Source organism: Orrella sp. JC864, from assembly GCF_037026685.1.
Lineage (GTDB): Bacteria > Pseudomonadota > Gammaproteobacteria > Burkholderiales > Burkholderiaceae_B > Orrella.
This window is the reverse complement of the sequence record NZ_JBANET010000006.1, coordinates 35,708-59,384: the sequence shown is the minus strand read 5'-3', so window position 1 is coordinate 59,384 and position 23,677 is coordinate 35,708. Positions and strand designations below refer to the sequence as shown.

Sequence of the window (23,677 nt, the reverse complement as noted above, 5' to 3'; positions counted from 1 at the left end):
GCGCCGTGCGCGCCCGGATGGCGAATGGGGATGGGTGTCAATCCGCAATTCTAGCCTTTTGGGGCGCGGCCCGCCCCCGCGGCGCGGATCAGAATGCGAACTCGGCCCGGACGGGCTCGCCGACCGCCAGGACCGCGCCGGCCGGCGCATGCGCCACGGCGTTCTGGCCGAACATCACGCCCTCTTGCCGGCGGCGATAGGCCGCCAGCGTACGGCCGGGCTCCTCGCCGCGCAGGCCGCTGGCCTGGTCCACGTCGGGCACCGTGCAGCGCGAGCAAGGCTTGACCAGCGCCAGCACCACCTGGCCGCAGCGCAGCCAGGCGACGTGATCCTCGTCGTAGGGCTCCAGGCCCTCTATCACGACGTTGGGGCGAAAGCGGTCCATGGGCACCGGCGCATGCCCCTGCCGGGCGAGCCTGGCGTTGAGCTCGCGCAGCGAGTCCTGGCTGGCCACCAGCAGCGGAAAGCCGTCGGCAAAACCGAAGGCGTGGCGCGAGCCCAGCTCCGGCACGGCCTGTCCGTGCCGCAAGCGCCAGGCGGTGACATGCTCGGGACTGGCCAGGCGCCGCGCCTGCGGGTGCAGGCGGTAAAGCCGGCAGGGCTCGCCCAGCGCGTTGCTGAACCAGGCCGCCGCCTCGGCGCCGGCATCCTGTCCCGGCACGTTGTCGCGCCAGACCGTCAGGGTGCGGGCCGGCCCCTCGGGCGGCGCCTCGTCCAGCGCGGCGACGCGCAGCTCGGGCATTCCCGGGGCGCCGACCCACAAGGCGTTCTCGCGCAGCACGGGACGGACCAGCGCCATGGCCGGCCACTGCCGCTGCGTCATGAAACGGCCGTCCTCGCTGACCAGCATCCATTGGCGGTCCAGCGCCAGGCCGGCCGCCGTCACGGCCGCCACCGTCCAGTCCAGGGCGCCGCAGGATTTGATGGGATAGCTGTGCAGCCCGACTAAGGTGGCGTTCATGGCGCGGCCCGGCAGGGATGTGGAAGCGGCCCATCATAATCTGCCCGGCCAGGGGGCGGAAGACAAAAGGCCGGCGCCCCCGCGGGCGCCGGCCACGGACAAGACCTTGCGGCCCCGCCCGGGAGGGATCAGCTCACGGCCTTGAGCGTGTCCAGCGGCGTCAGCGCCGAGAAGGCGCGGCGCGTGGCGATGTGCTCGGGGCGCGGGGCCAGGCCGTACTTGGGCGGCTGCAGCGTGTTCTCCATGCTGTTGTAGACCATGAAGACGTTGGCGCGCGGCCACGGCGAGATGTTGCTGTTCGAGCCGTGCATGGTGTTGCAGTCGAAGAACACCACCGAGCCGGCCTTGGCCGTCATGGCGCGGATGCCGCCCTGCTCGGTCAGCAATTGCAGGCTGACCGGATCGGGCACGCCGTATTCCTGTTTCTTGAGCGACTGCTTGTAGTGGTTCTCGGGCGTCTGGCCCACGCACGAGATGAACTGGTGGTGCGAACCGGGCACCAGCATCAGCGGCCCGTTGCACACGTTGTTGTCGGTCAGCAGCACCGAGCAGCTGAGCGCGCGCATGCCGGGCATGCCGTCCTCGACGTGCCAGGTCTCGAAGTCCGAGTGCCAGTAGAACTCCTTGCCCTTGAAGCCGGGCTTGAGATTGGCGCGCGACTGGTGCATGTAGACCTCCGAGCCCAGGATCTGGCGCGCCACGTGGATCAGGCGCGGATCGCGGGCCAGGCGCTGCATCACCGGGCTGAGCACGTGCACCATGAAAATGGAGCGCACGGCATCGCTGTTCGGTTCGGTGATGGCCTCCTCGCGGCGGATGATGGCCGGATCGCGCGTCATGCGCTCGACCTCGGCGGTCAGCGCCTTGACCTCCTCCTCGGAGAACACGTTCTCCAGCAGCAGGAAGCCATCGGCTTCGTAGGCGGCGAGCTGGTCCTTGTCCAGCGCGTCGGCATAAGTGCCGCCGCCGTAGACCACGGGGTCCTGGCGGGCGATGATGGCCGCGCCCCGGTCGGTGCGCGATGCGTAGATGTCCTTTGCAGGGGTAATCATTGCGGGTTCCTCCTATCTGTGTCCTGTCCGTGCTCCGCCGCCCTCGAACCGGCGCGGCGGCCGGTGCGGCAAGGGCGCCGGCCCCGTAGGCGGGGACTCAGGCGGCCTCGTCCTCGACGATGGGGTATACCCCCTTCTCGTCGTGGACCTCCAGGCCGGTCAGCGGCGGATTGAAGACGCACAGCACCCGGCAAGGCGCCTTGCCGCCGCGCAGCCAGTGCTCGTCGTTCTTGTCCAGCGCATAGACCACGCCCGGCTCGAGCTTGTATTTCTTGCCGTCGGCGATGGTTTCGATCTCGCCGTCGCCCTCGACCACCCAGACCGCCTCGAGATGGTTCTGGTAGTGGATGTGCGTCTCGGTGCCGGGAAAGATCACCGTTTCGTGAAAGGAAAAGCCCATGCCGTCCTTCTTGAGCAGCACGCGGCGGCTCAGCCAGTTCTCGGTCTTGACCTCGTCCTTGGTCCCGATCACATCCTTGACATTGCGTACGATCATCGACGGTTACCTCCAAACTTCAATACACGGGCGCCTTCGCCCTGTTCGGCCAGCACTTCGGCCACGCTGCGCTCGATGACGTCCAGGCCGCGCGTGAGCAGCTCGTCCTCGATGGTCAGGGCCGGCAGCAGCTTGAGCACCTCGTCCTGGGCGCCCGAGGTTTCGATCACCAGGCCATGCGAGAAGGCCTTCTGGGCGATCTTGTTGGCCAGCGAGGGATCGGCCTGGGTCACCAGGCCCTGGATCAGGCCGCGGCCGCGCGCGCCCAGGCCCGCGGCCGGATAGCTGTGCACCAGGTTTTCCAGCCAGTCGCGCACCAGGCGCTCCTTGCGCTGGATCTCGGTGGAGAAGGCATCGCTGGTCCAGTAGTGGTCCAGGGCGGCCGTGGCGGTCACGAAGGCCAGGTTGTTGCCCCGGAAGGTGCCGCTGTGGGCGCCGGGCTTCCAGATGTCCAGCTCGGGCTTCATCAGCACCAGCGACATGGGCAGGCCAAAGCCCGAGAGCGACTTGGACAGCGTGACGATGTCCGGGCGGATGCCGGCCGACTCGAAGCTGAAGAAGCTGCCGGTTCGCCCGCAGCCGACCTGGATGTCGTCCACGATGAGCAGCATGTCGTGCCGCTGGCACAGCTTTTCCAGCTCCTTGAGCCAGCGCAGGGTGGCCACGTTGACGCCGCCCTCGCCCTGCACGGTTTCCACGATCACCGCAGCCGGCTTGTCCATGCCGCTGCTGGGGTCATCGAGCATGCGCTCCAGATAGGCGATGGTGTCCACGTCGGGACCGAAATAGCCGTCATAGGGCATGAAGGTGGTGTTGCCCAGCGCCACGCCGGCCGCGTCGCGGAACTTGGCGTTGGCCGTGGCCGCCAGCGAACCGCCGCTCACGCCGTGAAAGCCGTGCGTGAACGAAACGACGTTCGGGCGGCCCTTGACCTGGCGCGCGATCTTGAGTGCGGCCTCGACGGCGTTGGTGCCGGTCGGCCCGGTGAACTGCAGCGTGTATTGCCACTTGCGCGGCTTGAGCAGCACCCGGTCCACGGTTTCCAGAAACTGCTTCTTGGCGCTGGTGGCCATGTCCAGGCCATGCACCACGCCGTCGGCGTGCAGGTACTCGACCAGTTTTTCCTTGAACAGCGGGTTATTGTGGCCGTAGTTCAGCGTGCCCGCGCCGCTGAAGAAGTCGATGTATTCGGAGCGGTTCTCGTCGATCAGCAAGGAGCCTTTCGCCTGGTTGAAGATCACCGGAAACGACCGGATGTATCCTCGGACTTCGGACTCCATGCGGTCAAAGATTTTCAGGTCCATATCTTTCTCCCTCTCTCTGTTTGTGGAACTGGCGTTCCGTGGGCCCGGCGTGGAAGGGGCCGCATCCGCGCGGGCAGCGTGCGGCGGCCGGACCCGGTTCGTGGTCAGGTCCGCGCCGCGCCGCCCGGTGGGCCGGCCTTGAACGGACCTATCCGTAAAAGCATTTCGTCCTCGTGCGCCGGCCCTTCGCCGAACAGGCTGGCCGGAAACAAGGGGGATTCTTCGATGCCCGCCTGGCGCTGGCGGGCCAGCGCGGCGAACATGCCGCGCGAGGCCTGGTTGTCCGGGCCGACGGTGGTTTCCACGAAACGCACCGCCGCGCAGGCGGGCCGGCCCAGGATCTCGGCCAGCATGCGCTGGCCCAGGCCATGCCCCCTTGCCCTTTCATGCACCGCCACCTGCCAGACGAACAGCACGTCCGGGCGGCCTGGCGGCACGTAGGCGGAAATGAAGCCGTCGATGCGCCCCTCGCGCTCGGCCACCACGCCGGTCTGCGCGAAATGCTCGCATTGCAGCAGGTAGGCATAGACCGAGTTCAGGTCCAGCGGGGGGCAGGCAGCGATCAGCGCGTGGATGGCCGCGCCGTCCGTCCTGCGCGGCTGGCGCAGGCCATACGGCGCGCCGAGCGCATTTGCCTGCGCGTCGCCCTCGGCTTGCACGCTCATACCACCAGCCCCGATTCAGGCGGCGTGCCGTGCGTGGGCACGTCCAGGATGGGTGAATGCAGGTCGCCCAGCGGCTCGCCGGCGGGCTGGCCGCCCGCTTCCATCAGGTCGACGATGCGTTCGAGCGAAAGCGTGATGGTGGCCTGCTCGAGCTCGGGCAGCGCATTGAGCGCGTCGGCCAGCTTCTTTTGCAGCGGCGAAGGCGCTTCGCTGGCCAGCACGGCGCCAGCCTCGGTGGCGCTGACGAAGACGATGCGGCGGTCTTCGCGGCCGCGCTCGCGGCGGATCAGGCCCTTGTCTTCCAGACGGTCGAGGATGCCCACGACGGTGCTGGGACTGACGTGCATCTCGCGGCTGATGGCGGTGGCCGTCAGCGGCGCCTGGGCGGCCAGGATGGTGCGCAGGCAGATCAGCTGCGGCGCGGTGATGTGGCTGCAGGCCGCCAGCTGGCGCGAATGCAGCGCGATCGAGCGCGTGATGCGGCGCAGGGCGCGCAGGATGCGCAGGTCGTACTGCTGGGGCGAGGATTGTGTCGTAACAGTATTATTCATAACAAAACGAATTCAATGCAATTGATTCGTGCACGAATGATTTGAGTGCCATGGTACGGGCGGCATAGCGGGATGTCAACCTTGTACCCGGGCATAAAGCGCCTATCCTGCCGTTATTTGGCGGCAAAATCGCCGATTTCCCTCGGAAGGAAAGCAATTGTTTTTTTGTGGGAATCTTTCTGCGGCGCCGTCTCCCGCGGCCACGATGCCCGGCACCGTCCTGCCGGTCGCGCTAAGCTAATGCGGCCCAGGCCACCCGCCCACCCGAAGGAGGCTCCGTCCATGCCTTGCCCGCGCCGTCCTCTTCCCCGTTCCGTTCCGGGCCGGATGCTGGCCGGCTGGGCGCTGGGCCTGTGCCTGGCCTGGCCGGCCGGCGCCTGGGCGCATTTCCTGAGCATCGGCACGGGCGACGCCGCCGGGGTCTACTACGCGGCCGGCGAGGCGATCTGCCGCCAGGTCAACCGCGAACGCGTGCAGCACGGGGTGCGCTGCACGGCCCAAGCCAGCGGCGGCTCGGTATACAACGCGCGCGCCTTGGGCGCCGGGGACCTGGACCTGGGCATGGTGCAGTCGGACGTGGGCCACCACGCCTACCGGGGCAGCGCCCCTTACCAGGATGCCCCTTTGCGCAAGCTGCGCACGGTGCTGTCCCTGCATGCGGAACCCTTGACGCTGGTGGCCCGTGCCGATGCGGGCATCAATGCGCTGGACGACCTGCGCGGCAAGCGTGTGAACGCGGGCAACCCGGGTTCGGGCTCGCGCGCCACGCTGCAGGCCCTGCTGCAGGCCAAGGACTGGACGCTGCGCACCTTTTCGCAGACCACGGCGCTGCGGCCCGACGAACACGGCGCGGCCCTGTGCGAAGGCCGCATCGACGGCCTGTTCTACGCCGTCGGCCACCCTTCGCGCAGCGTGGCCGACGCCATCGCGCAATGCGGCGCCCGGCTGCTCGATATCGACGGCCCGGCCGTGGAGCGCCTGCTGGCGCGCCACCCGTACTATGCGCGCGCGCAAATCCCGGGCGGCCTGTATGCGGGCAACCCCCGGGACACCCGCTCTTTCGGGACGACCGCGACCTTGATGAGCGCCAGCGACGTGCCCGACGAGCTGGTCTACCTGGTGGTCAAGGCGATCTTCGAGAACCTGGACGCCATCAGGCGCGCGCATCCGGCGCTGGCCGCCCTGCGGCCCGAGCAGATGGCAGGCCAGGCGCTGCCCGCGCCCCTGCATCCGGGCGCGGAAAAATACTATCGCGAGCAGGGCTGGCTGCCGCGGCCCGGGCAAGGCGCAGCCGCGCCTGCCGGGCCGACCGGGCCGGCCGGAGGCTGACAAGGCCTTCGGCTGGGCCGAGCCGGCGGCCCGCGCTAGGCCGGCAGCACGGGCGAGAGCACGGGCTGCTTGGGCTTGGCCTCGAGCTGGCGGCCCTTGCGCGCCCGCTTGCCCTCGTAGGCGGACAGCGCCGCCCCGGCCAGCACTTCTTCGGTTTCGCGGTTGCGATATACGCCGCGCACCCGCAGCCCCTGCGGGCCGACGGGCACCACCTGGGCCAGGCTGTCCGCCGCGTCCACGCCCATGAGTATGGTGCCGCGTCCGCCGCCGGTCAGCTGCTTGACCTCGTCCAGGCCAAAGACCAGGAACTTGCCCTTGGCTGTCAACAGGGCCAGCTGCCCGGCCCCTTCGAACCAGGGCACGGGCCGCAGCAATGCGTCATTCGCGTCCAGGGTGATGAATTGCTTGCCGCCGCGCTGGCGCGTGCTCATGTCGGCCAGCCGGGTGGCAAAGCCATAGCCGCGGCGGGTGGCCAGCAGCCAGCGGCTATCGGGCGCGGCCGCGATCATGTGCAGGATGCGCGAGCCGCTTTCCAGCTCGATCATGCTGGTGACCGGAGCGCCGTCGCCGCGCGCCGACGGCAGCCCGGCGACCGCGATCGAGTACACCCGCCCGTTATCGGCAATGGCGATCAGCGTGTCGGTGGTGCGGCATTCGAAGGCGCCGTACAGCGCGTCGCCCGACTTGAAATTGAACTGGCTGGCATCGTGGCCGTGGCCCTGGCGCGCCCGCAGCCAGCCCTTTTGCGAGACGATGACCGTGACCGGCTCGTCCACCACCTTGGTCTCCATCACGGCCCGCTCGGCCGGCTCGATCAGGGTGCGGCGCTCATCGCCGTATTGCTTGGCGTCGGCTTCGATTTCCTTGATCATCAGCCGCTTGAGCGCCGCCGGATCGTCCAGCAGGCCCTGCAGGTGCTGCTGCTCCTGGCGCTTGTCGGCCAGCTCCTGCTCGATCTTGAAGCCTTCGAGCCGGGCCAGCTGGCGCAGCCGCATCTCCAGGATGTCCTCGGCCTGCCGCTCGGTCAGCGAGAAGCGCTGCATCAGCGCCGCGCGCGGCTCGTCCGATTCGCGGATGGTCTGGATCACCTCGTCCACGTTCAGGTAGACCACCATGCGCCCTTCCAGCACATGGATGCGGTCAGCGACCTTGCCCAGGCGGTGGCGGGTGCGGCGCACCAGGGTTTCGGTGCGAAACGCCAGCCATTCGGTCAGGATCTCGCGCAGGCCCTTCTGCCTGGGCCGGCCATCGGTGCCGATGCACACCAGGTTGACCGGCACGCTGTTTTCCATGCTGGTCTGCGCCAGCAGCGCGGTGACGAACTCGTCGCGATCCACGCGCGAGGTCTTGGGCTCGAACACCAGCCGCACCGCGTCGTCCTTGCCCGACTCGTCGCGCACGGCATCGAGCAGCCCCAGCATGACGGCCTTGGCCTGCTGCTGCTCGGGCGTGAGCGCCTTCTTGCCGGCCTTGACCTTGGGATTGGTGATTTCTTCGATCTCTTCGAGCACCTTCTGGCCCGAGGTGCCGGGCGGCAGTTCGTAGACCACCAGCTGCCATTGCCCGCGCGCCAGCTCCTCGAAGCGCCAGCGCGCCCGCGCCTTGAGCGAGCCGCGCCCGCCCCGGTAGAGCTGGGCGATGTCGGCCGCCGGCGTGATGATCTGGCCGCCGCCGGCAAAGTCCGGCCCCGGGATCCGCTGGGCCAGTTCGTCGTCGGACAGCTTGGGATTGCGCAGCAGCGCCACGCAGGCCTGGGCGAGCTCGCGCAGATTGTGCGAAGGGATCTCGGTGGCCATGCCCACGGCGATGCCCGAGGCGCCGTTGAGCAGCATGACGGGCAGGCGCGCCGGCAGCATGGCCGGCTCCTGCTGGCTGCCGTCGTAGTTGGGCCCGAAATCGACCGTGCCCTCGTCCAGCTCGTCCAGCAGCAGGCGCGCGAAGGGCGTCAGCCGCGCTTCGGTATAGCGCATGGCCGCCGCGTTGTCGCCATCGCGCGAGCCGAAATTGCCATGCCCGTCGATCAGGGGATAGCGCAGCGTGAAATCCTGCGCCATGCGCACCAGCGCGTCATAGGCGGCCTGGTCGCCGTGCGGATGGTATTTGCCCAGCACGTCGCCGACCACGCGGGCCGACTTGACCGGCTTGCTGCCGGCCGACAGGCCCATGGACTGCATGGCGTAGAGGATGCGGCGCTGCACCGGCTTCTGCCCATCGCCCACGTCCGGCAGCGCGCGTCCGCGCACCACCGAGACGGCGTAGTCCAGGTAGGCCTGCTCGGCGTAGCGGGCCAGGGTGATCGCGGCTTCCTGGCCTTCGGCGTCGAAAAGTCCTGCTTGGTTATCGTTACTCATCTACTTTTTCCATGTTGCTTTGCCGCCGCCTTGCCGGCCGGCCTATATATCCAGTTCGGCGAGGTTGCCCTTTTCCTCGAGCCAGGCGCGGCGCTGGGCCGATTCGCCCTTGCCCATCAGCATCTCGAACATGCGGGTGGTGTCCTGCCTGTCCATCTCGCCATAGCCTACCGGCAGCAGGCGCCGGGTGTCCGGGTTCATGGTGGTTTCCCACAGCTGCGTGGGGCTCATCTCGCCCAGGCCCTTGAAGCGGCTGATGCTCCAGGCGCCTTCGCGCACGCCTTCCTTGCGCAGCTTGTCCTCGACGGCCTCCAGCTCCCCGTCGTCCAGGCAATAGAGCTTGCGCGGCGGCTTCTTGCCCTGGGCCGGCACGTCCACCCGGTACAGCGGCGGGCGCGCCACGTAGACGTGGCCTTGCTCGACCAGCCGCGGAAAGTGCTTGTAGAACAGGGTCAGCAGCAGCACCTGGATATGCGAGCCGTCCACGTCGGCGTCAGACAGGATGCACACGCGCCCGTAGCGCAGGCCCGAGAGGTCCACGCTGTCCTCGGGGCCGTGCGGGTCCACGCCGATGGCCACGGCGATGTCGTGGATCTCGTTGTTGGCGAACAGGCGGTCGCGATCGACCTCCCAGGCATTGAGCACCTTGCCGCGCAAGGGCAGGATGGCCTGGAACTCCTTGTCGCGGCCCATCTTGGCCGAGCCGCCGGCCGAGTCGCCTTCGACCAGGAAGATCTCGGTGCGCGAGGCATCGCTCGATTCGCAGTCGGTCAGCTTGCCCGGCAGCACCGCCACGCCGGAGCTCTTGCGTTTTTCCACCTTCTGCGCCGAACGGGCGCGCGCCTGGGCCTGGCGGATGGCCAGCTCGGCCAGCTTGCGGCCGTAGTCCACGTGCTGGTTCAGCCACAAGTCCAGCGCGGTGCGGGCAAAGCCGCTGACCAGGCGCACGGCATCGCGGCTGTTGAGCTTCTCCTTGATCTGCCCCTGGAATTGCGGATCGAGCACCTTGGCCGAGAGCACGAAACTGGCGCGGGCAAAGACGTCCTCGGGCAGCAGCTTCACTCCCTTGGGCAGCAGGCCGTGCAGCTCGGCAAAGGCCTTGACGGCGCCGAACAGGCCGTCGCGCAGCCCCGCCTCGTGCGTGCCCCCGGCCGGGGTGGGGATCAGGTTGACGTAGGACTCGCGCACCACGTTGCCTTCGTCGGACCAGGCCACCACCCACTGGGCGCCCTCGCCTTCGGCGAAGGTCTCGTGGTCGGGGCCGGCGTACTGCTCGCCCTCGAACAGCGGGATCATCAGCTCGGCGCCGGCCAGCGCCTCGGTCAGGTAGCCGCGCAGGCCCTGCTCGTAGAGCCAGGTGCGCGACTCGCCGCTTTTCTCGTTGCGCAGCACCACCTTCACGCCGGGCAGCAGCACGGCCTTGCTGCGCAGCAGGTGGGCCAGCTCGGCCTGTGGAATGGCGGGGCTGTCGAAATACCGGGCGTCGGGCCAGACCCGCACGCGCGTGCCCGATTTCTTGCGCCCGCCCTCGGGATAGGGGGCCAGCGGTTCGGCCACGTCGCCGCCGGCGAACACGATGCGGTGCGTGCCGCCGTCGCGCCAGACCACCACTTCCAGGCGGCTGGCCAGCGCGTTGGTCACCGACACGCCCACCCCGTGCAGCCCGCCCGAGAAGGCATAGGCGCCGCCGCCCTGCTTGTCGAACTTGCCGCCGGCGTGCAGGCGCGTGAAGACCAGCTCGACGACCGGCGCGTTCTCTTCGGGATGCATGCCGACCGGAATGCCCCGGCCGTCGTCCTCGACCGAGACGCTGCCGTCGCCGTGCTGGGTGACCAGGATCTGCCGGCCGTTGCCGCCCAGGGCCTCGTCGGCGGCGTTGTCGATGACTTCCTGCAGGATGTGCAGGGGATTTTCGGTGCGGGTGTACATCCCCGGACGCTGGCGCACGGGCTCCAGGCCCTTGAGCACCCGGATGGAGGATTCGGTGTATCGCGAAGTGGCCAAGTTATCCCCAAGTGCTGTGGAAAAAAACCTACATTCTACGGATAGCGCGTGACGTGGTGCGGCCCGGGCTGGCCGGCGCAGAAAATGCGCAACTTGTTTCCCTCTGTAAGCGGCCCTGGATGGACACCGGCGGCGGCGGTGGTATGCTGTTCTTCTTGGTAAACCTGCGGCAAGCAGCGGCCCTCGCCCTGGCCCAGGTCCTGTCAGATTCTGCGAGATCACTATGAGCGAAAACATCAAGAATGTCAGCGACGCCAGCTTCGAGGCCGACGTCATTCAATCGGGCCAGCCCGTGCTGGTGGACTACTGGGCGGCCTGGTGCGGCCCCTGCAAGATGATCGCCCCCATCCTCGAAGAGGTGGCCGGCGAATACGCGGGCCGCGTCACCGTGGCCAAGCTCAACGTCGACGAAAACCAGGAAACCGCGGCCAAGTTCGGCATACGCGGCATCCCCACGCTGATGCTGTTCAAGGACGGCCAGGTGGCCGCCACCAAGGTCGGCGCGCTGTCCAAGTCCCAACTGACTGCTTTCCTGGACAGTTCGTTGTAATATTCAGCTGTTTTTCAACGTTTCTTCGCGCGGGCCCGTCCGGGGCCCGCCGGCACTCCCCTCTCCTTTCCCCCTCAAGCAATGCACCTCAATGAACTGAAGGCGCTGCACGTATCGCAGCTGCTGGAAATGGCCGCAGGCCTGGAAATCGAAAACGCCAACCGCCTGCGCAAGCAGGAGCTGATGTTCGCCATCATGAAGCGGCGCGCCAAGCAGGGCGAGCAGATCTTCGGCGACGGCGTGCTCGAGGTCCTGCCCGACGGCTTCGGGTTCCTGCGCTCGCCAGAGACCTCCTACCTGGCCAGCACCGACGATATCTACATCTCGCCTTCGCAGATCCGCCGCTTCAACCTGCATACCGGCGATTCGATCGAAGGCGAGGTCCGCACGCCCAAGGACGGCGAGCGCTACTTCGCCCTGGTCAAGGTGGACAAGGTCAACGGCGTGCCGCCCGAGTCCATCAAGCACCGGATCATGTTCGAGAACCTGACGCCGCTGCATCCGAACGAACCGATGCGGCTCGAGCGCGACATCAAGAGCGAGGAGAACCTGACCGGCCGCATCATGGACATCTTCGCCCCCATCGGCAAGGGCCAGCGCGGCCTGGTGGTGGCCAGTCCCAAGTCCGGCAAGACGGTGATGATGCAGCACATCGCGCACGCGATCACCACCAACTATCCCGACGCCGTGATGATCGTGCTGCTGGTGGACGAGCGCCCCGAGGAAGTCACCGAAATGCAGCGCACCGTGCGCGGCGAAGTGGTGGCCTCGACCTTCGACGAGCCGGCCACGCGCCACGTGCAGGTGGCCGAGATGGTCATCGAGAAGGCCAAGCGCCTGGTCGAGATGAAGAAGGACGTGGTCATCCTGCTGGACTCCATCACCCGCCTGGCGCGCGCCTACAACACGGTGGTGCCGGCCTCGGGCAAGGTGCTGACCGGGGGCGTGGACGCCAATGCCCTGCAGCGGCCCAAGCGCTTTTTCGGCGCGGCGCGCAACCTCGAGGAAGGCGGCTCGCTGACCATCATCGGCACCGCGCTGATCGAGACCGGCAGCCGCATGGACGAAGTGATCTACGAAGAGTTCAAGGGCACCGGCAACTCCGAAGTGCACCTGGAGCGCCGCCTGGCCGAAAAGCGCGTCTACCCGGCCATGAACCTGAACAAGTCGGGCACGCGCCGCGAAGAGCTGCTGATCAAGCCCGACCTTTTGCAGAAGGTGTGGGTGCTGCGCAAGTTCATCCACGACATGGACGAGGTCGAGGCCATGGAATTCATCCTGGACAAGATGCGCTCGACGAAGAACAACAACGAGTTCTTCGACATGATGAAGAAGAAGTAAGACCGCCCTCAGGGCTGCGGCTGGGCCGGCGGCGGCTTGGCCGCGTTCTGGATTTCCCGCACCTTGGGGTCGTCCCAGGTGCCCGACACGGCGTACTGCACGGTCATGGCGCGCGCCAGCGGTTCGCGCAGCAGCCACTGCGTCAGGAAAGCGCCCACGCCCAGCACCGGATTGATGGCGATGCCCGCGGCGATCGCCGCCCCGCCCGCATCCAGGTTGGGCACCACCACCGCATGCATGGCCAGGGTCTCGCGCTGCAGGTCGGTCGAGCCGTCGAGCACGATGGTGGCCGCCGGTCCGTCCACCTTCAGGCCCGGGGTGCTGAGCTGCCCGCCGCCCACCCTCAGGGCGCCGCGCAGGGTATCGAAACTGAAGCCGCGCGACAGCGCCGCGCCCGGCGCAAAATCCAGCCGGGCCAGCCGCTGCGCCGATTGCAGCGCCAGCAGCTCCAGCAGGCGCGCGCTGCGCGAGTTGACGCTGACGAAACGCCCGGCATCCAGGCTGACTCCCCCCTTGCCCTGCAGCATGCCGTAGTCGCGCTGCCACGGAAAGCCGCGCCAGTCCAGCTCGGCCTGCACGCGGCCCTTGCCGCCGCCGACCAGGTCGTCGTGGCCCAGCGATTTCAGCAGTTCGCCCAGGTTGGACACGTCCAGCCGGGCGTTCACGCTCATCCCGCGCTGCGCGCCGCTGGTGCGCCACACGCCCGAGGCCTGCAGCCGGCCCGAGGGCTGCGCCAGCGCAAGCGTGTCCAGATGCCATAGCCGGCCGCGCTCGCGGTTGCTGCCTTGAAGAACCAGCGCGCCGGCGGGCCGGCCGTACAAAAGCAGCTGGTCGGCGCGCAGGTCCACGTCGGGCAGGTCGGCAAAGGCGTCGTCCTCGATCTGCACCGGCTCCTGCGGCCCGGCCTGGTCCGGCTCGCGGCCGCGCTCGCGGCCCAGCGCCAGGTGGCTCAGACGCGCCTGCAGCCGGCCGGGCGCCTGCCCCGGCGCCTGCCAGTCCAGGGTGCCGGCCGCCTGGCGCGAGGCCAGCGTGGCTTGCCAGCGGCCCGGCTCGCTGCTGCGGGCCTGCAGCTGCAGGTCTTCGAGGCTCGCCTTGCCCAGCAGCAGCGTCTCGGTGCGCAGGTCCACACTGCTCAGGCGGGGCAGCAGCGCGCCGGCCTGCAGCCCGCCGGCGCGTGGCTGGGCGGCGGGACGGTGCGTGGACGCGCCGCAGGCGGCGGGCGCGCCGGGCGGGCATTTGCCGGCCGGCGCCGCGCCGGATGCCTGCTCGGCCACGGCCCGCCAGGCGTCCAGGTCCAGGCGCGGCAGCCGGGCCTGGATGCGCAGCCCCGAGCCAGGCAGCTCGGCCGGACTGTCGATGCCCAGCGCGCCGCGCTGGAAATAGGACTGGCCGCCGGCGCCGGCATCGCGCTCCAGGCGCAAGGCCAGCGACTGGCCCAGGCCGGCCGTGAGCCGCTGCGTCCCGCCCGGCCCGCGGACCTGCCCGGCTTCATAGCGCACCGACAGCGGCAGCGTCGCCGCGGCGGCCTTGTCCAGCGGCGCGGGAAAATCCAGCGCCATGCCGCGCAAATCGGATTCGGCCGTCAGGACGATGCCCCGGTCCGCCCCCATCAGCAGGCTGCCGCGATAGGCCGTGCGGCCCGACATCCGCCCGAGCAGGCCGGGGGCGCCCAGCTGCTGCAGGCCGGCGCTGCTCAAGGTGCCCGAGAACGCCAGGCCCGGCGCACCGGGGGCCAGCGTGCCGGACAGCGTATAGGGGCCGCCCAGGAATTGGCCGCGCAGGCCCTCGCTGGAGACGCCCTGCTCGGTAAAGCCCAGCGTGCCCTGGATGCGGCGAAACGGCGGCACGCCGGGCCCGAGCACGAAATCGCCCCCGTTGAAGGCGACGCTGCCGCGCACCTGCGTGTCATCGACCGCGGTCAGCGGTATGTCCAAGGCCAGCGGCACCTGCCAATGGCCGCTGGCCTGCGCCCGGTCGAGCACGCCGCCCAGCAGCCCGCCCAGCGGCGAACGCGGCACCATCGCCAGGTAGGCCGGCGCGGGGCCTTCGGTGGTGCCCTGCACGTGCAGCCGGGCGCCGCGGGACATGTGGGGAATGCTGGCCTGGGCCTGCAGCAGGGCCACCGAATGCTCGGCGCTGGTGCGCACGATGCCGCCCGAGGCTTGCAGGGACAAGGCATCGCGGTCGATGGCGAACGAGCCGCTCAAGCCCTGCAGCATGGGCCAGGGCAACCGCCCCGGACGCGCGGGCGCATAGTCGACGTCGGCGCCGCTGATGCGGCCCTGGACGCGGAACTGGCCGACCTCGCCGGGATGCTCGTAGGGAAAGTCGGCCAGGTCGCCGCTGACGGCATAACTGCCCGCCGTCACCTGCCCCTGCGGCAGGCCGCGGGCCAGCCATTGGCGGGCGTGCTCGGACACCGTCAAGGGCAGGTAGCGATGGATGGCGTTCATGGCGGCGCGCTCTATCTGGCCGCCGAAATCGGCCGTGCCGGCGGCGGTGCGCCCCTGGCCGCGCCAGCTGCCTTGCAGCGTGGCCGACAGGTCGCCGTTGCGGATCAGCGCCTGGCTGACGTGCACCGACCACGGCTGGCCGGCGGCGTGGCGCAGCGAGAACGAGGCCTGCAGCGCATCGATGCCGGGCAAGGGCTGCTCGAAGAACCGGGGAAGCTCGACGTCGATGCCGCCGGCCTGCAGCGTCACCTGCAGGCCGTCCTGCGCCGGCGAGCTTGCCAGCCAGGCCGGCGCCCGCCCCGCGAGCAAGTCCCCCGGCGCGCCTTGCAGGCCCAGGCGCAAGGTTTGCACGCCGGCGCGCCAGGCCGGCTGGGCCCGCGCGCCGCCCAGGTCGCGGGCGGCCAGGTCCAGCATCACGTGCGCCAGCCTGCCGTCATGGATCTGGCCCCAGCCGCGCATGGCCATGCGCCCGCGCGCATCGTCGGGCACGTCCAGCCACGGCCGCCAGGCCAGCGGCTCGGCATCGTCCAGGCGCAAGTACACCTGCCCGCCGCGCCGGGCCGGCTGCCGCAAGAAACCGCGCTCGGTTTCGGCCTGGACCTCCAGGCCCGCAGCCAGTGCGGCGGGCGGGCGCGCCCGCAAGACGAACTGGTGGCGCAACAGGCTGTTGTGCAGGCGCAGGCTCACGCCCTCGAAAGTCAGCCCGGGCGCGCCGCGCAACTCGTCCTGCCAGTGCAGCCGGGCATCGCGCACCACCAGGTCGCCCTGCCGGGCCAGCCATCGCGTCAGCGGCGTGTCCAGGGAAAGGTCCTGGCCCGGCTCGCCCAAGGCAAAGGAGCGGTTGGCCACCCAGATGCGGTTGCGGGCATCGCGGCGCAGGGTCAGCTCCACCTCGTCCAGGGCCAGCGATAGAAACCGCGGCGACAGGCCCAGCACGCTGCGCCAGGACAGCACGGCCTGCACGCGCGGCAGGCGCAGCAGCGCCTGGCCCTGGTCGTCGACGATGCGGACCCCGGTCAGCGTAAAGCGCGGATGCAGGCCGCTCCAGCGGGCGGCCACGTGATCGATGCGCACCTGCGCATCCAGCGCGCGGCCGGCCATCTGTTCGATGTGCACACGCCACTGGTCGGCCTGCGGCAGCACGGCATAGCGCAGCACCAGCACGGCAGCGACCCCCAGCAGGTAGAGGCCCAGCGCGGTCCAGAACAGCCTGCAGAGAACCTTGTTGGATGACGGCACGGGGCGATGGATGGGCGGCTCGGCGTGGATTGCAGTATCGTGCGCAAACCACCACTTATACCCGAAACGCCCGCGCGGCGTCTCTTGCAGCCCGAAACGCATGCCTACCGATCCGCTCGCCCCCGCCCTGCAATGGTCCGGCCATCTGCGCCGCAGGCTCGACGCCCGGCCGGACCTGCGGCACTGGCTGCACGAAGCCGCCGCCCACGCGCTGGACGAACAGGCGCTGCAGCGCTGGTTTGCCGAGCTGGCCGGAGCGCCGGCCGCCGGCCATCGCCTGCCGGTGGCGCAGTGCCGCGCGGTACTGCGCAAGCTGCGCGAGCGGGTGTTCTGCTGCGCCATGGCGCGCGACATGGCCGGCCTGGCGCCGCTGGAGGAAGTCGTGGGGGCCATGACCGCGCTGGCCGACCTGGCCGTGGCCCAGGCCTACCGCAGCGTGGCGACCGAGCTGGCCGCCGTGCACGGCGTGCCCAGGGATGCGCACGGCGCCCCGCAGGAAATGCTGATCCTGGGCATGGGCAAGCTGGGCGGGCGCGAGCTGAACGTGTCCTCGGACATCGACCTCATCATGCTCTATGGCGAGGAAGGCGAGACCGACGGGCGGCGCAGGCTTTCGCACCACGAGTTCTACGGCCGCCTGACCCAGCGCATGATGCCCGTGATCTCCGAAGCCGACGCCGACGGGCAGGTCTTTCGCACCGACCTGCGCCTGCGCCCGGACGGCGATGCCGGTCCGCTGGCCTGGAGCCTGGATGCGCTGGAGTTGTACCTGGTGGCGCAAGGACGCGAATGGGAACGCTATGCCTGGCTCAAGGCGCGGCCCATGCCGGCGCACGCCTTCGAGGGCAGCCAGCCCGAGCCGCAGCTGCGCCAGCTCGAAAGCCTGCGCGTGCCCTTCGTCTACCGGAAATACCTGGATTTCGACGCGCTGGCGGCCCTGCGCGGCCTGCGCGAGCGCATCCGGCTGGACTGGCAGCGCCGGGCGCTGGCCCGCAACGGCGTGGACACGGTGCACAACATCAAGCTGGGCGAAGGCGGCATCCGCGAGATCGAGTTCGTGGTGCAGCTGTCCCAGCTGATCCGCGGCGGCCGGACCCCGGCGCTGCAGACCCGCGGCCTGATCGAGGCCCTGCGCGTGCAGGCGCAGGCCGGGCTGCTGCCCGCGCAAGACGCGGCAAGACTGGAAGCCGCCTATCGCTTCCTGCGCCGCACCGAGCACATGCTGCAATACCGCGAGGACGAACAGACGCACCTGCTGCCCAGCGACCCCGAACGCCGGGCCGCGCTGGCGCAGGCCATGGGCATGGCGCCGCAGGACTTCGAACAGACCCTGGCGCAGCACCGCGAGTTCGTCGCCCATACCTTCCATGATGCCTTCCGCCTGGCCGGCCTGGGCGGCGGCACGCACGGCGCGGGCGGCGCGGGCGGTGAGCCGGCTGGCGGGGCGGACGAGTCGGACAGCGAAAGCCGGCTGGCCAGCCGGATCCATGCCCGCTTCGGCGAGCAGGCCGAACCGCTGCTGGCCCGCGCCGAGGCCCTGCTCAGCAGCCACCGCGTGCGCAGCCTGCCCGAGACCAGCCGGCGCCGGGTCGAGACGCTGCTGCCGGCCGCCATCGACGCGGCAAGCCAGACCGCCGAGCCGCTGGCCGCGGCCACGCGGCTGCTGGACCTGATCGAGCAGATCGCCCAGCGCAGCGCCTACCTGGCCCTGCTGGCGGAGTATCCCGACACCCTGGCCCGTGTGGCCCGCATCGTGGCCGCCAGCCCGTGGGCGGCGCAGTACCTGACCAAGCATCCCCTGCTGCTGGACGGCCTGATCGACTGGCGCACGCTGTTCGAGCCGCTGGACTTCCCGCAGGTCTCGCAGCAGCTGCGCCGGGACCTGGACGCCTGCCGCCTGCCCGACGGCCAGCCCGACATCGAGCGCCAGATGAACCTGATGCGCGACGTGCAGCGCCAGGCCAGCTTCCAGCTGCTGGCCCAGGACCTGGAAGGCGAGCTCAGCGTGGAAAAGCTGGCCGACCAGCTTTCGGCCCTGGCCGACCTGCTGCTGGAAGAAACCCTGCGCCGCTGCTGGCCCCTGGTCGCCAAGGATCCGCAGGCCGGCGCGCCGCGCTTTGCGGTCATCGCCTATGGCAAGCTGGGCGGCAAGGAACTGGGCTACGTCTCGGACCTGGACCTGGTCTTCCTGTTCGAGGATCCCGCCGAGGACGCGCCCGAGCGCTACGCCAAGCTGGGACGGCGCATGAGCTCCTGGCTTTCGACGCTGACTTCCTCCGGCCGGCTCTACGAAGTGGACTTGCGCCTGCGCCCGGACGGCGAAGCCGGCCTGCTGGCCGTCTCGGTCGAGGCCTTCGCCCAATACCAGCGCGGGCATGCCTGGCTGTGGGAGCACCAGGCGCTCACGCGCGCGCGTTATGCCGCGGGCGACCCCCAGGTGGGCGCGCGCTTCGAGCAGATCCGCCGCGAGATCCTGCTGACGCCGCGCGAGAACGACACCCTGGCCGGCGAGGTGCTGGCCATGCGCGAACGCATCCGCGCCGGCCACCCCAACACGGGCCCGGACTTCGACCTGAAGCACGACCGCGGCGGCATGGTGGACGTGGAGTTCGTCACCCAGTACCTGGTGCTGCGCCATGCGCCGCAGCACCCCGAGCTGGCCGACAACCTGGGCAACATCGCCCTGCTCAAGCTGGCCGCGGCAGCCGGCCTGGTAGGCCAGGACCTGGCGCTGCAGGCCGGCGACGCCTATCGCACCCTGCGCCGGCGCCAGCACGCCCTGCGCCTGAAGGGCCTGGAAAAGGCCCGCGTGCCCGGCAGCGAACTGCAGGCCGAACGCAAGGCGGTGCAGGCGCTGTGGGACGCCGTGCTGGGCCAGGCCACCCCGGCCAGCCCCGCCAGCCTGGGGACGGGGCGCGGGGTGATGAAGGTGTAGGGGCAGGCCAAGATGCCCGAACGCCAGCCCGCATAGGAATGGCCGGCAAGGGCGCGTAAAATAAAGGTTTTCCAGAATTGAAGCGCCGCCGCCCGCACGGGCGGCCGCCATCGTCCAGCCATGACCGACTCCGCCACCACGCCCGCCCGTCCCAAGCTCGCCCTGCCCCAAGGCCGCGACACGGTGCTGCTGCATTCGTGCTGCGCGCCCTGCTCGGGCGAAGTCATGGAGGCCATGCTGGCCTCGGGCATCCGCTACGCGGTGTTCTTCTACAACCCCAACATCCATCCGGTGCGCGAGTACGAGATCCGCAAGAACGAGAACATCCGCTTCTGCGAGCAGCACGGCATCGAGTTCATCGACGCCGACTACGACGTGGACAACTGGTTCGAGCGCGTCAAGGGCATGGAGAACGAGCCCGAGCGCGGCATCCGCTGCACCGCCTGCTTCGACATGCGCTTCGAGCGCACCGCGCTGTATGCCCACGAACACGGCTATGACACCTTCACCAGTTCGCTGGGCATCTCGCGCTGGAAGGACATGAACCAGATCAACGGCTGCGGCGAGCGCGCGGCCGCCCGCTATCCGGGCATGATCTACTGGACCTACAACTGGCGCAAGGGCGGCGGCTCGGCGCGCATGATCGAGATCAGCAAGCGCGAAGGCTTCTACCAGCAGGAATACTGCGGCTGCGTGTATTCGCTGCGCGACACCAACCGCCACCGCCGCGCGCAGGGACGCGAGCGGATCAAGATCGGCGTGAAATACTACGGGCAGGAAGAGACGCTGGGCTGATCAAGGCCGGCCCGGCGCTTGAACCCGCCGGTCAGGCCGGCAGGCTCCAGGCGCCTGCCTGGGAGTAGATCGCGTCGCGCAGCTGCCTGAGCTGCGTGTTCAGCTCGGCCAGCTCGGGGGGCGTGCGTCCGGATGCCGCGAGCAGCATGTCGCCCAGGCAACCAGCCTGGCTGCGCAGATCCCGTCCCGGCCCGGTCAGTGCGACGAGCACCTGCCGCTCGTTGGCCGGGTTGCGCGTGCGTTGCACCAGCCCGGCCGCCTCCAGGCGCTTGAGCAAGGGCGTCAAGGTGCTGGGTTCGAGCGCCAGCTTCTCGGCGATAGCCCCGACCGTCTGCCCGTCCCCGGCCCACAGGACATTGAGCACCAGGTACTGCGGATACGTCAGCCCCAGCCGGTCGAGCAAGGGCTTGTATATCCGCTGGACGGCAATGCCCGCCGAATAAATGGCATAACAAAGCTGGGCGTCCAGCGGTACAGGTGGGTTTGCCTTTTGCTTGGTCATGGCGGCTCCTTCTAGTTCCCGCCAGTCTAGCAAACAGCGATAACTTATATCGAGATAAAAATTTGGCTTGACAGGCTTCGCGGCCGTGCCCCAGAATTTAATTATCGCGATAACAATTATCGCGATTAAACCAATCAAGGACTTGACCATGAAGATGAAGAACCTGCTGGCCGCCATGGCCGCTGCCGCCGGCATGACCGCCGCCCATCTCGCGCACTCTTCCGACCGCATCCCCGACAGCCAGGCCGTCAGGAACGTCGTGCTGGTGCACGGCGCCTTCGCCGACGGTTCGGGCTGGCGCGGCGTGTACGACCAGTTGACCGGGCGCGGCTACCGGGTCACGATCGTGCAGAACCCGCTTACCTCGCTGGCCGACGACGTGGCCGCCACACGGCGGGTCCTGGACCGGCAGCACGGTCCGACCCTGCTGGTGGGGCATTCCTACGGCGGCACGGTCATCACCGAAGCGGGCATCGACCCGAAGGTGGCCGGCCTGGTCTACGTCAGTGCGCTGGCCCCCGACGTCGGGGAGTCCACCGGTTCGCAGTTCGCCGACATCCCGCCTCCGCCGGAATTCGTCATCGAGACGCAAGCCGACGGCTATGGCTTCGTCAGCCTGGAAAAATTCAAGACCGGCTTTGCCGGCGATACCAGCGATGCGGACGCCGCCTTCCTGCGGGATTCGCAGGTTCCGATCAACATGTCCATCTTCGAGACCAAGGTCGGCCACGCCGCCTGGCGCAGCAAGCCGAGCTGGGCCATCATCGCCACGCAGGACAAGGCGATTGATCCCAAGCTCCTGCGCCATACGGCCGAACGCATCGGCGCAAGCATCGAGCAGGTGCAGGCCAGCCACGTGCCGTTCCTGAGCCAGCCCAAGGCCGTGGCCGATGCCATCGACCGCGCGGCCCGGGGCGCCTCGCGCTAAGGCGCGATGGCCGCCGCGCTCACTGGACTACCTTCGTGCGGCGCACGCCGGTATTCGCCCTTGGGACGGCCCGGCGGGCTCATACCGTCGGTACGGTGCCGCCGTCGATCACGTACTCTGCGCCGTTGATCGTCGCGGCCCGCTCCGACGCCAGGAATGCGATCAGGTTGGCGACCTCCTCGGGCCTGGACGGACGCCCGATCGGAATACCGCCCAACGATGCCATGATCATCTGCCTGCCGCCCTCGATATCGGTGCCTGCCTGGCGGGCAAGCCGCTCGGCCAGGCCGATGGAAGCCTCGGTCTCTATCCAGCCCGGCGAGACACTGACTACGCGTACGCCCTTGGGCGACACTTCCTTCGACAGGCTCTTGCTATACGTGGACAAGGCGGCCTTCGCGGCAGCGTAGGCGGTCGTCGCCTCGGGCAGGGGCAGCATCCTTTGGATGGAGGACACGTGGATCACCACGCCGCTGCCCTGGGCCACCATGTCCGGGACCAGCGCCCTGTCCAGGCGCACGGCCGGAAACAGGTTCAGAGCGAGTTCCTGCTGCCATGCGTCGTCGCCGAGCGCCGCAAAACCGCCCGCCGGCGCCGACGAGCCGCCAAGCATATGCACGATGATGTCCAGGCCGCCCAGCCGCTCGCGCGCAGCCTGCGCCACGCTCGCGCAGCCCGCGACAGTGGTCAGATCGGCGGCCACGAAGCTTTCCGGGGGCAGGGCCTGCGGGCGCGACCGGGCCACCGCCAGCACCTGCGCCCCCAGGGCCCGGAATAGCCTGACGGTCGCGGCACCCGTGCCTTGGCTGCCGGCGGTGACCAGCGCACGCTTTCCCTTCAACGCAAGGAATCCGTCCATCAGCCGATCTCCAGCCGGGCGATCCTGCCGCCTTCCAGCGTAAAGACGAAATCCAGCATGGCCGGGCTGCCGGGAAAACGTCCCGTCACCCTGGCGCGGATATGGATCTTGCCATGGGCGCTGCGGCTCTCTTGCGGCTCGGCGACGTGGCCGTATTTTTCCTTGGCAGCCAGCCACCACGCGCGTATGGCCGCTGCGCCCTCATGCGGTATCCCTTCGTCCCGGACCACGGCGTCGGCGGCGAACGCCTGGGCCAGGGCCTGATCGTCGCTGCCTTTGTCCGCCTGGAAGTAGGCCTGTACAACAGGGGGCATTTCCATGCTTGCGCTCCTTTTCTGCTTGCATTGGCGCTCAGTCTAGGCTTGACGATAGTCCGGATAAATAGGATAAATTTTGATGTCTCGATGAAAGAAACAGGATAATGGAACGCGCTGGCCTGGACGACCTCAATGCCGTACTGGCGATTGCCCGCCTGGGCACCTTCCGCGCCGCGGCCATCGAACTGGGCCTGTCCACCAGCGCGCTGAGCCACGCCATCGGCAAGCTCGAAACCAGCCTGGGGGTGCGCCTGTTTCATCGCACCACCCGCAGCGTCTCGCTCACCGAGGCCGGCCGGCTCTTCGTCGAACGGGTCGGCCCTGCCGTGCAGGATGTCCACCTCGCCCTGGAGGCGGTGCGCTCGCAGCGTCAAAAGCCGTCGGGAACGCTGCGCATCAATGCCGCTCCGTTTGCGGCGCGCGCAATCATGGCGCCGCTGGTGCTGGAATTCCTGCGCCGATATCCGGAGACCAGCGTGGACCTGGTCAGCGAAGGACGGCTGGTGGACATCGTCGCGGGCGGCTTCGACCTGGGCGTGCGGGTGGCCGACCTGGTGCCCAGCGACATGATCGCCGTGTCTCTGGGCCAGCCCCAATGCTACGCAGTCGTGGCCACTGCGGCCTATTTGCAGGCCCGGGGCACGCCGCGTCTGCCGCCCGACCTGCTGCAGCACGATTGCGTGCGCGTGCGCCTGCCCGATGGCGCGCTGTACCGGTGGCGCTTCGAGAAAGGCGCCCGGGCGATACAGGTCGACGTGCGCGGCCGGGTGACGCTGGACGAAGCCAGCCTGGCGCGGGCCGCCGTCCTGGAGAACTTCGGCCTGGGCTATTTCATGGAGCAGGACGTGCGTGACGACATCGCCGCGGGACGGCTCGTGCGCGTGCTGCAGGACTGGACACCGCCCCAGCCGGGCCTGTGCCTTTACTACTCCGGCCGGCGCAACCTGTCTGCCGCGATGAAGGCCTTTCTCGCCCTGGCCCGCGAGGCGGCGGCGCGGGGAGCCTGACAAGCCTTGGCGGCCCGGCGGCGATGAAATCGTGAAAC

Annotated in this window: 19 protein-coding genes; 7 read left to right on the top strand and 12 right to left on the bottom strand. The window is 69.1% G+C overall.

Annotated elements, in window-relative coordinates; translation table 11 throughout:
• Window positions 1–88: 88 nt before the first annotated feature.
• From V8Z80_RS07915 to V8Z80_RS07890, 6 genes are all read right to left on the bottom strand, one after another.
• Window positions 89–961: an MOSC domain-containing protein gene (locus tag V8Z80_RS07915; protein ID WP_336061619.1), complete on the bottom strand. Its 873-nt coding sequence runs from the start codon at window positions 959–961 to the stop codon at window positions 89–91.
• 128 nt (window positions 962–1,089) lie between these two features.
• The gene (gene thpD, locus V8Z80_RS07910; protein WP_155195291.1) at window positions 1,090–2,013 is read right to left on the bottom strand and encodes an ectoine hydroxylase; all 924 of its coding nucleotides are present in this window, start codon (window positions 2,011–2,013) and stop codon (window positions 1,090–1,092) included.
• A 97-nt stretch (window positions 2,014–2,110) separates the two neighbouring features.
• Window positions 2,111–2,509 (bottom strand): ectoine synthase, encoded by a 399-nt coding sequence (locus tag V8Z80_RS07905; protein WP_155195292.1) that lies wholly within the window; start codon window positions 2,507–2,509, stop codon window positions 2,111–2,113.
• On the bottom strand, window positions 2,506–3,813 hold the full coding sequence (ectB, locus tag V8Z80_RS07900; protein WP_336061618.1) for a diaminobutyrate--2-oxoglutarate transaminase: 1,308 nt from the start codon (window positions 3,811–3,813) through the stop codon (window positions 2,506–2,508). The genes V8Z80_RS07905 and ectB overlap by 4 nt, the downstream gene beginning before the upstream one ends.
• Window positions 3,814–3,917: 104 nt before the next feature.
• Window positions 3,918–4,478 carry a diaminobutyrate acetyltransferase gene (gene ectA / locus V8Z80_RS07895; RefSeq protein ID WP_336061617.1) on the bottom strand — a complete coding sequence of 187 codons (561 nt, stop codon included), beginning with the start codon at window positions 4,476–4,478 and terminating at the stop codon, window positions 3,918–3,920.
• Entirely contained in the window at window positions 4,475–5,029 is a 555-nt protein-coding gene (locus V8Z80_RS07890) for a MarR family winged helix-turn-helix transcriptional regulator (protein ID WP_336061616.1), read from the bottom strand. The genes ectA and V8Z80_RS07890 overlap by 4 nt, the downstream gene beginning before the upstream one ends.
• 282 nt (window positions 5,030–5,311) lie before the next feature.
• Between V8Z80_RS07890 and V8Z80_RS07885 the strand changes: the two genes are divergently transcribed.
• Window positions 5,312–6,358 carry a TAXI family TRAP transporter solute-binding subunit gene (locus V8Z80_RS07885; protein WP_336061615.1) on the top strand — a complete coding sequence of 349 codons (1,047 nt, stop codon included), beginning with the start codon at window positions 5,312–5,314 and terminating at the stop codon, window positions 6,356–6,358.
• A gap of 35 nt (window positions 6,359–6,393) precedes the next feature.
• Here the strand turns inward: V8Z80_RS07885 and parC are convergent, their stop codons facing one another.
• Complete coding sequence (parC, locus tag V8Z80_RS07880) at window positions 6,394–8,709, bottom strand: DNA topoisomerase IV subunit A (RefSeq protein WP_336061614.1); 2,316 nt, start codon at window positions 8,707–8,709, stop codon at window positions 6,394–6,396.
• Window positions 8,710–8,751: 42 nt separating this feature from the next.
• Window positions 8,752–10,713, bottom strand: coding sequence for a DNA topoisomerase IV subunit B (locus V8Z80_RS07875; RefSeq protein ID WP_336061613.1), 1,962 nt, complete (start codon window positions 10,711–10,713; stop codon window positions 8,752–8,754).
• Window positions 10,714–10,936: 223 nt separating this feature from the next.
• Between V8Z80_RS07875 and trxA the strand changes: the two genes are divergently transcribed.
• Together trxA and rho are read left to right on the top strand one after the other, a co-directional pair.
• Window positions 10,937–11,263 carry a thioredoxin TrxA gene (trxA, locus tag V8Z80_RS07870; RefSeq protein ID WP_155197007.1) on the top strand — a complete coding sequence of 109 codons (327 nt, stop codon included), beginning with the start codon at window positions 10,937–10,939 and terminating at the stop codon, window positions 11,261–11,263.
• Between the two features lie 81 nt (window positions 11,264–11,344).
• Complete coding sequence (gene rho, locus V8Z80_RS07865) at window positions 11,345–12,604, top strand: transcription termination factor Rho (protein ID WP_155197006.1); 1,260 nt, start codon at window positions 11,345–11,347, stop codon at window positions 12,602–12,604.
• Window positions 12,605–12,612: 8 nt separating this feature from the next.
• Here rho and V8Z80_RS07860 read toward each other — a convergent pair whose 3' ends face one another.
• Window positions 12,613–16,296, bottom strand: coding sequence for a YhdP family protein (locus V8Z80_RS07860; RefSeq protein WP_336061612.1), 3,684 nt, complete (start codon window positions 16,294–16,296; stop codon window positions 12,613–12,615).
• 100 nt (window positions 16,297–16,396) lie between these two features.
• Between V8Z80_RS07860 and glnE the strand changes: the two genes are divergently transcribed.
• Both glnE and V8Z80_RS07850 read left to right on the top strand, forming a co-directional pair.
• A complete protein-coding gene (glnE, locus tag V8Z80_RS07855; protein WP_336061611.1) occupies window positions 16,397–19,231 on the top strand; it encodes a bifunctional [glutamate--ammonia ligase]-adenylyl-L-tyrosine phosphorylase/[glutamate--ammonia-ligase] adenylyltransferase in 2,835 nt (944 codons plus the stop codon).
• 120 nt (window positions 19,232–19,351) lie between these two features.
• On the top strand, window positions 19,352–20,026 hold the full coding sequence (locus tag V8Z80_RS07850) for an epoxyqueuosine reductase QueH (protein WP_155197003.1): 675 nt from the start codon (window positions 19,352–19,354) through the stop codon (window positions 20,024–20,026).
• Window positions 20,027–20,057: 31 nt separating this feature from the next.
• Here the strand turns inward: V8Z80_RS07850 and V8Z80_RS07845 are convergent, their stop codons facing one another.
• On the bottom strand, window positions 20,058–20,528 hold the full coding sequence (locus V8Z80_RS07845) for a MarR family winged helix-turn-helix transcriptional regulator (protein ID WP_155197002.1): 471 nt from the start codon (window positions 20,526–20,528) through the stop codon (window positions 20,058–20,060).
• A 148-nt stretch (window positions 20,529–20,676) separates the two neighbouring features.
• Between V8Z80_RS07845 and V8Z80_RS07840 the strand changes: the two genes are divergently transcribed.
• Entirely contained in the window at window positions 20,677–21,456 is a 780-nt protein-coding gene (locus V8Z80_RS07840; protein WP_336061610.1) for an alpha/beta fold hydrolase, read from the top strand.
• A gap of 79 nt (window positions 21,457–21,535) precedes the next feature.
• On the opposite strand, the gene V8Z80_RS07835 is transcribed toward V8Z80_RS07840, so the two are convergent.
• Both V8Z80_RS07835 and V8Z80_RS07830 read right to left on the bottom strand, forming a co-directional pair.
• Window positions 21,536–22,315, bottom strand: a complete 780-nt coding sequence (locus tag V8Z80_RS07835; protein WP_155197000.1) for an SDR family oxidoreductase — start codon at window positions 22,313–22,315, stop codon at window positions 21,536–21,538.
• Window positions 22,315–22,635: a nuclear transport factor 2 family protein gene (locus tag V8Z80_RS07830; protein WP_336061609.1), complete on the bottom strand. Its 321-nt coding sequence runs from the start codon at window positions 22,633–22,635 to the stop codon at window positions 22,315–22,317. The genes V8Z80_RS07835 and V8Z80_RS07830 overlap by 1 nt, the downstream gene beginning before the upstream one ends.
• 101 nt (window positions 22,636–22,736) lie before the next feature.
• Between V8Z80_RS07830 and V8Z80_RS07825 the strand changes: the two genes are divergently transcribed.
• A complete protein-coding gene (locus V8Z80_RS07825; RefSeq protein ID WP_155196998.1) occupies window positions 22,737–23,639 on the top strand; it encodes a LysR family transcriptional regulator in 903 nt (300 codons plus the stop codon).
• Window positions 23,640–23,677: the final 38 nt, after the last annotated feature.

Bases quoted from the DNA above. Each gene is read 5' to 3' on its own strand.
- V8Z80_RS07915 (WP_336061619.1), bottom strand. From the start codon at position 961: ATGAACGCCACCTTAGTCGGGCTGCACAGCTATCCCATCAAATCCTGC.
- thpD (WP_155195291.1), bottom strand. From the start codon at position 2,013: ATGATTACCCCTGCAAAGGACATCTACGCATCGCGCACCGACCGGGGC.
- V8Z80_RS07905 (WP_155195292.1), bottom strand. From the start codon at position 2,509: ATGATCGTACGCAATGTCAAGGATGTGATCGGGACCAAGGACGAGGTC.
- ectB (WP_336061618.1), bottom strand. From the start codon at position 3,813: ATGGACCTGAAAATCTTTGACCGCATGGAGTCCGAAGTCCGAGGATAC.
- ectA (WP_336061617.1), bottom strand. From the start codon at position 4,478: ATGAGCGTGCAAGCCGAGGGCGACGCGCAGGCAAATGCGCTCGGCGCG.
- V8Z80_RS07890 (WP_336061616.1), bottom strand. From the start codon at position 5,029: ATGAATAATACTGTTACGACACAATCCTCGCCCCAGCAGTACGACCTG.
- V8Z80_RS07885 (WP_336061615.1), top strand. From the start codon at position 5,312: ATGCCTTGCCCGCGCCGTCCTCTTCCCCGTTCCGTTCCGGGCCGGATG.
- parC (WP_336061614.1), bottom strand. From the start codon at position 8,709: ATGAGTAACGATAACCAAGCAGGACTTTTCGACGCCGAAGGCCAGGAA.
- trxA (WP_155197007.1), top strand. From the start codon at position 10,937: ATGAGCGAAAACATCAAGAATGTCAGCGACGCCAGCTTCGAGGCCGAC.
- rho (WP_155197006.1), top strand. From the start codon at position 11,345: ATGCACCTCAATGAACTGAAGGCGCTGCACGTATCGCAGCTGCTGGAA.
- glnE (WP_336061611.1), top strand. From the start codon at position 16,397: ATGCCTACCGATCCGCTCGCCCCCGCCCTGCAATGGTCCGGCCATCTG.
- V8Z80_RS07850 (WP_155197003.1), top strand. From the start codon at position 19,352: ATGACCGACTCCGCCACCACGCCCGCCCGTCCCAAGCTCGCCCTGCCC.
- V8Z80_RS07845 (WP_155197002.1), bottom strand. From the start codon at position 20,528: ATGACCAAGCAAAAGGCAAACCCACCTGTACCGCTGGACGCCCAGCTT.
- V8Z80_RS07840 (WP_336061610.1), top strand. From the start codon at position 20,677: ATGAAGATGAAGAACCTGCTGGCCGCCATGGCCGCTGCCGCCGGCATG.
- V8Z80_RS07835 (WP_155197000.1), bottom strand. From the start codon at position 22,315: ATGGACGGATTCCTTGCGTTGAAGGGAAAGCGTGCGCTGGTCACCGCC.
- V8Z80_RS07830 (WP_336061609.1), bottom strand. From the start codon at position 22,635: ATGGAAATGCCCCCTGTTGTACAGGCCTACTTCCAGGCGGACAAAGGC.
- V8Z80_RS07825 (WP_155196998.1), top strand. From the start codon at position 22,737: ATGGAACGCGCTGGCCTGGACGACCTCAATGCCGTACTGGCGATTGCC.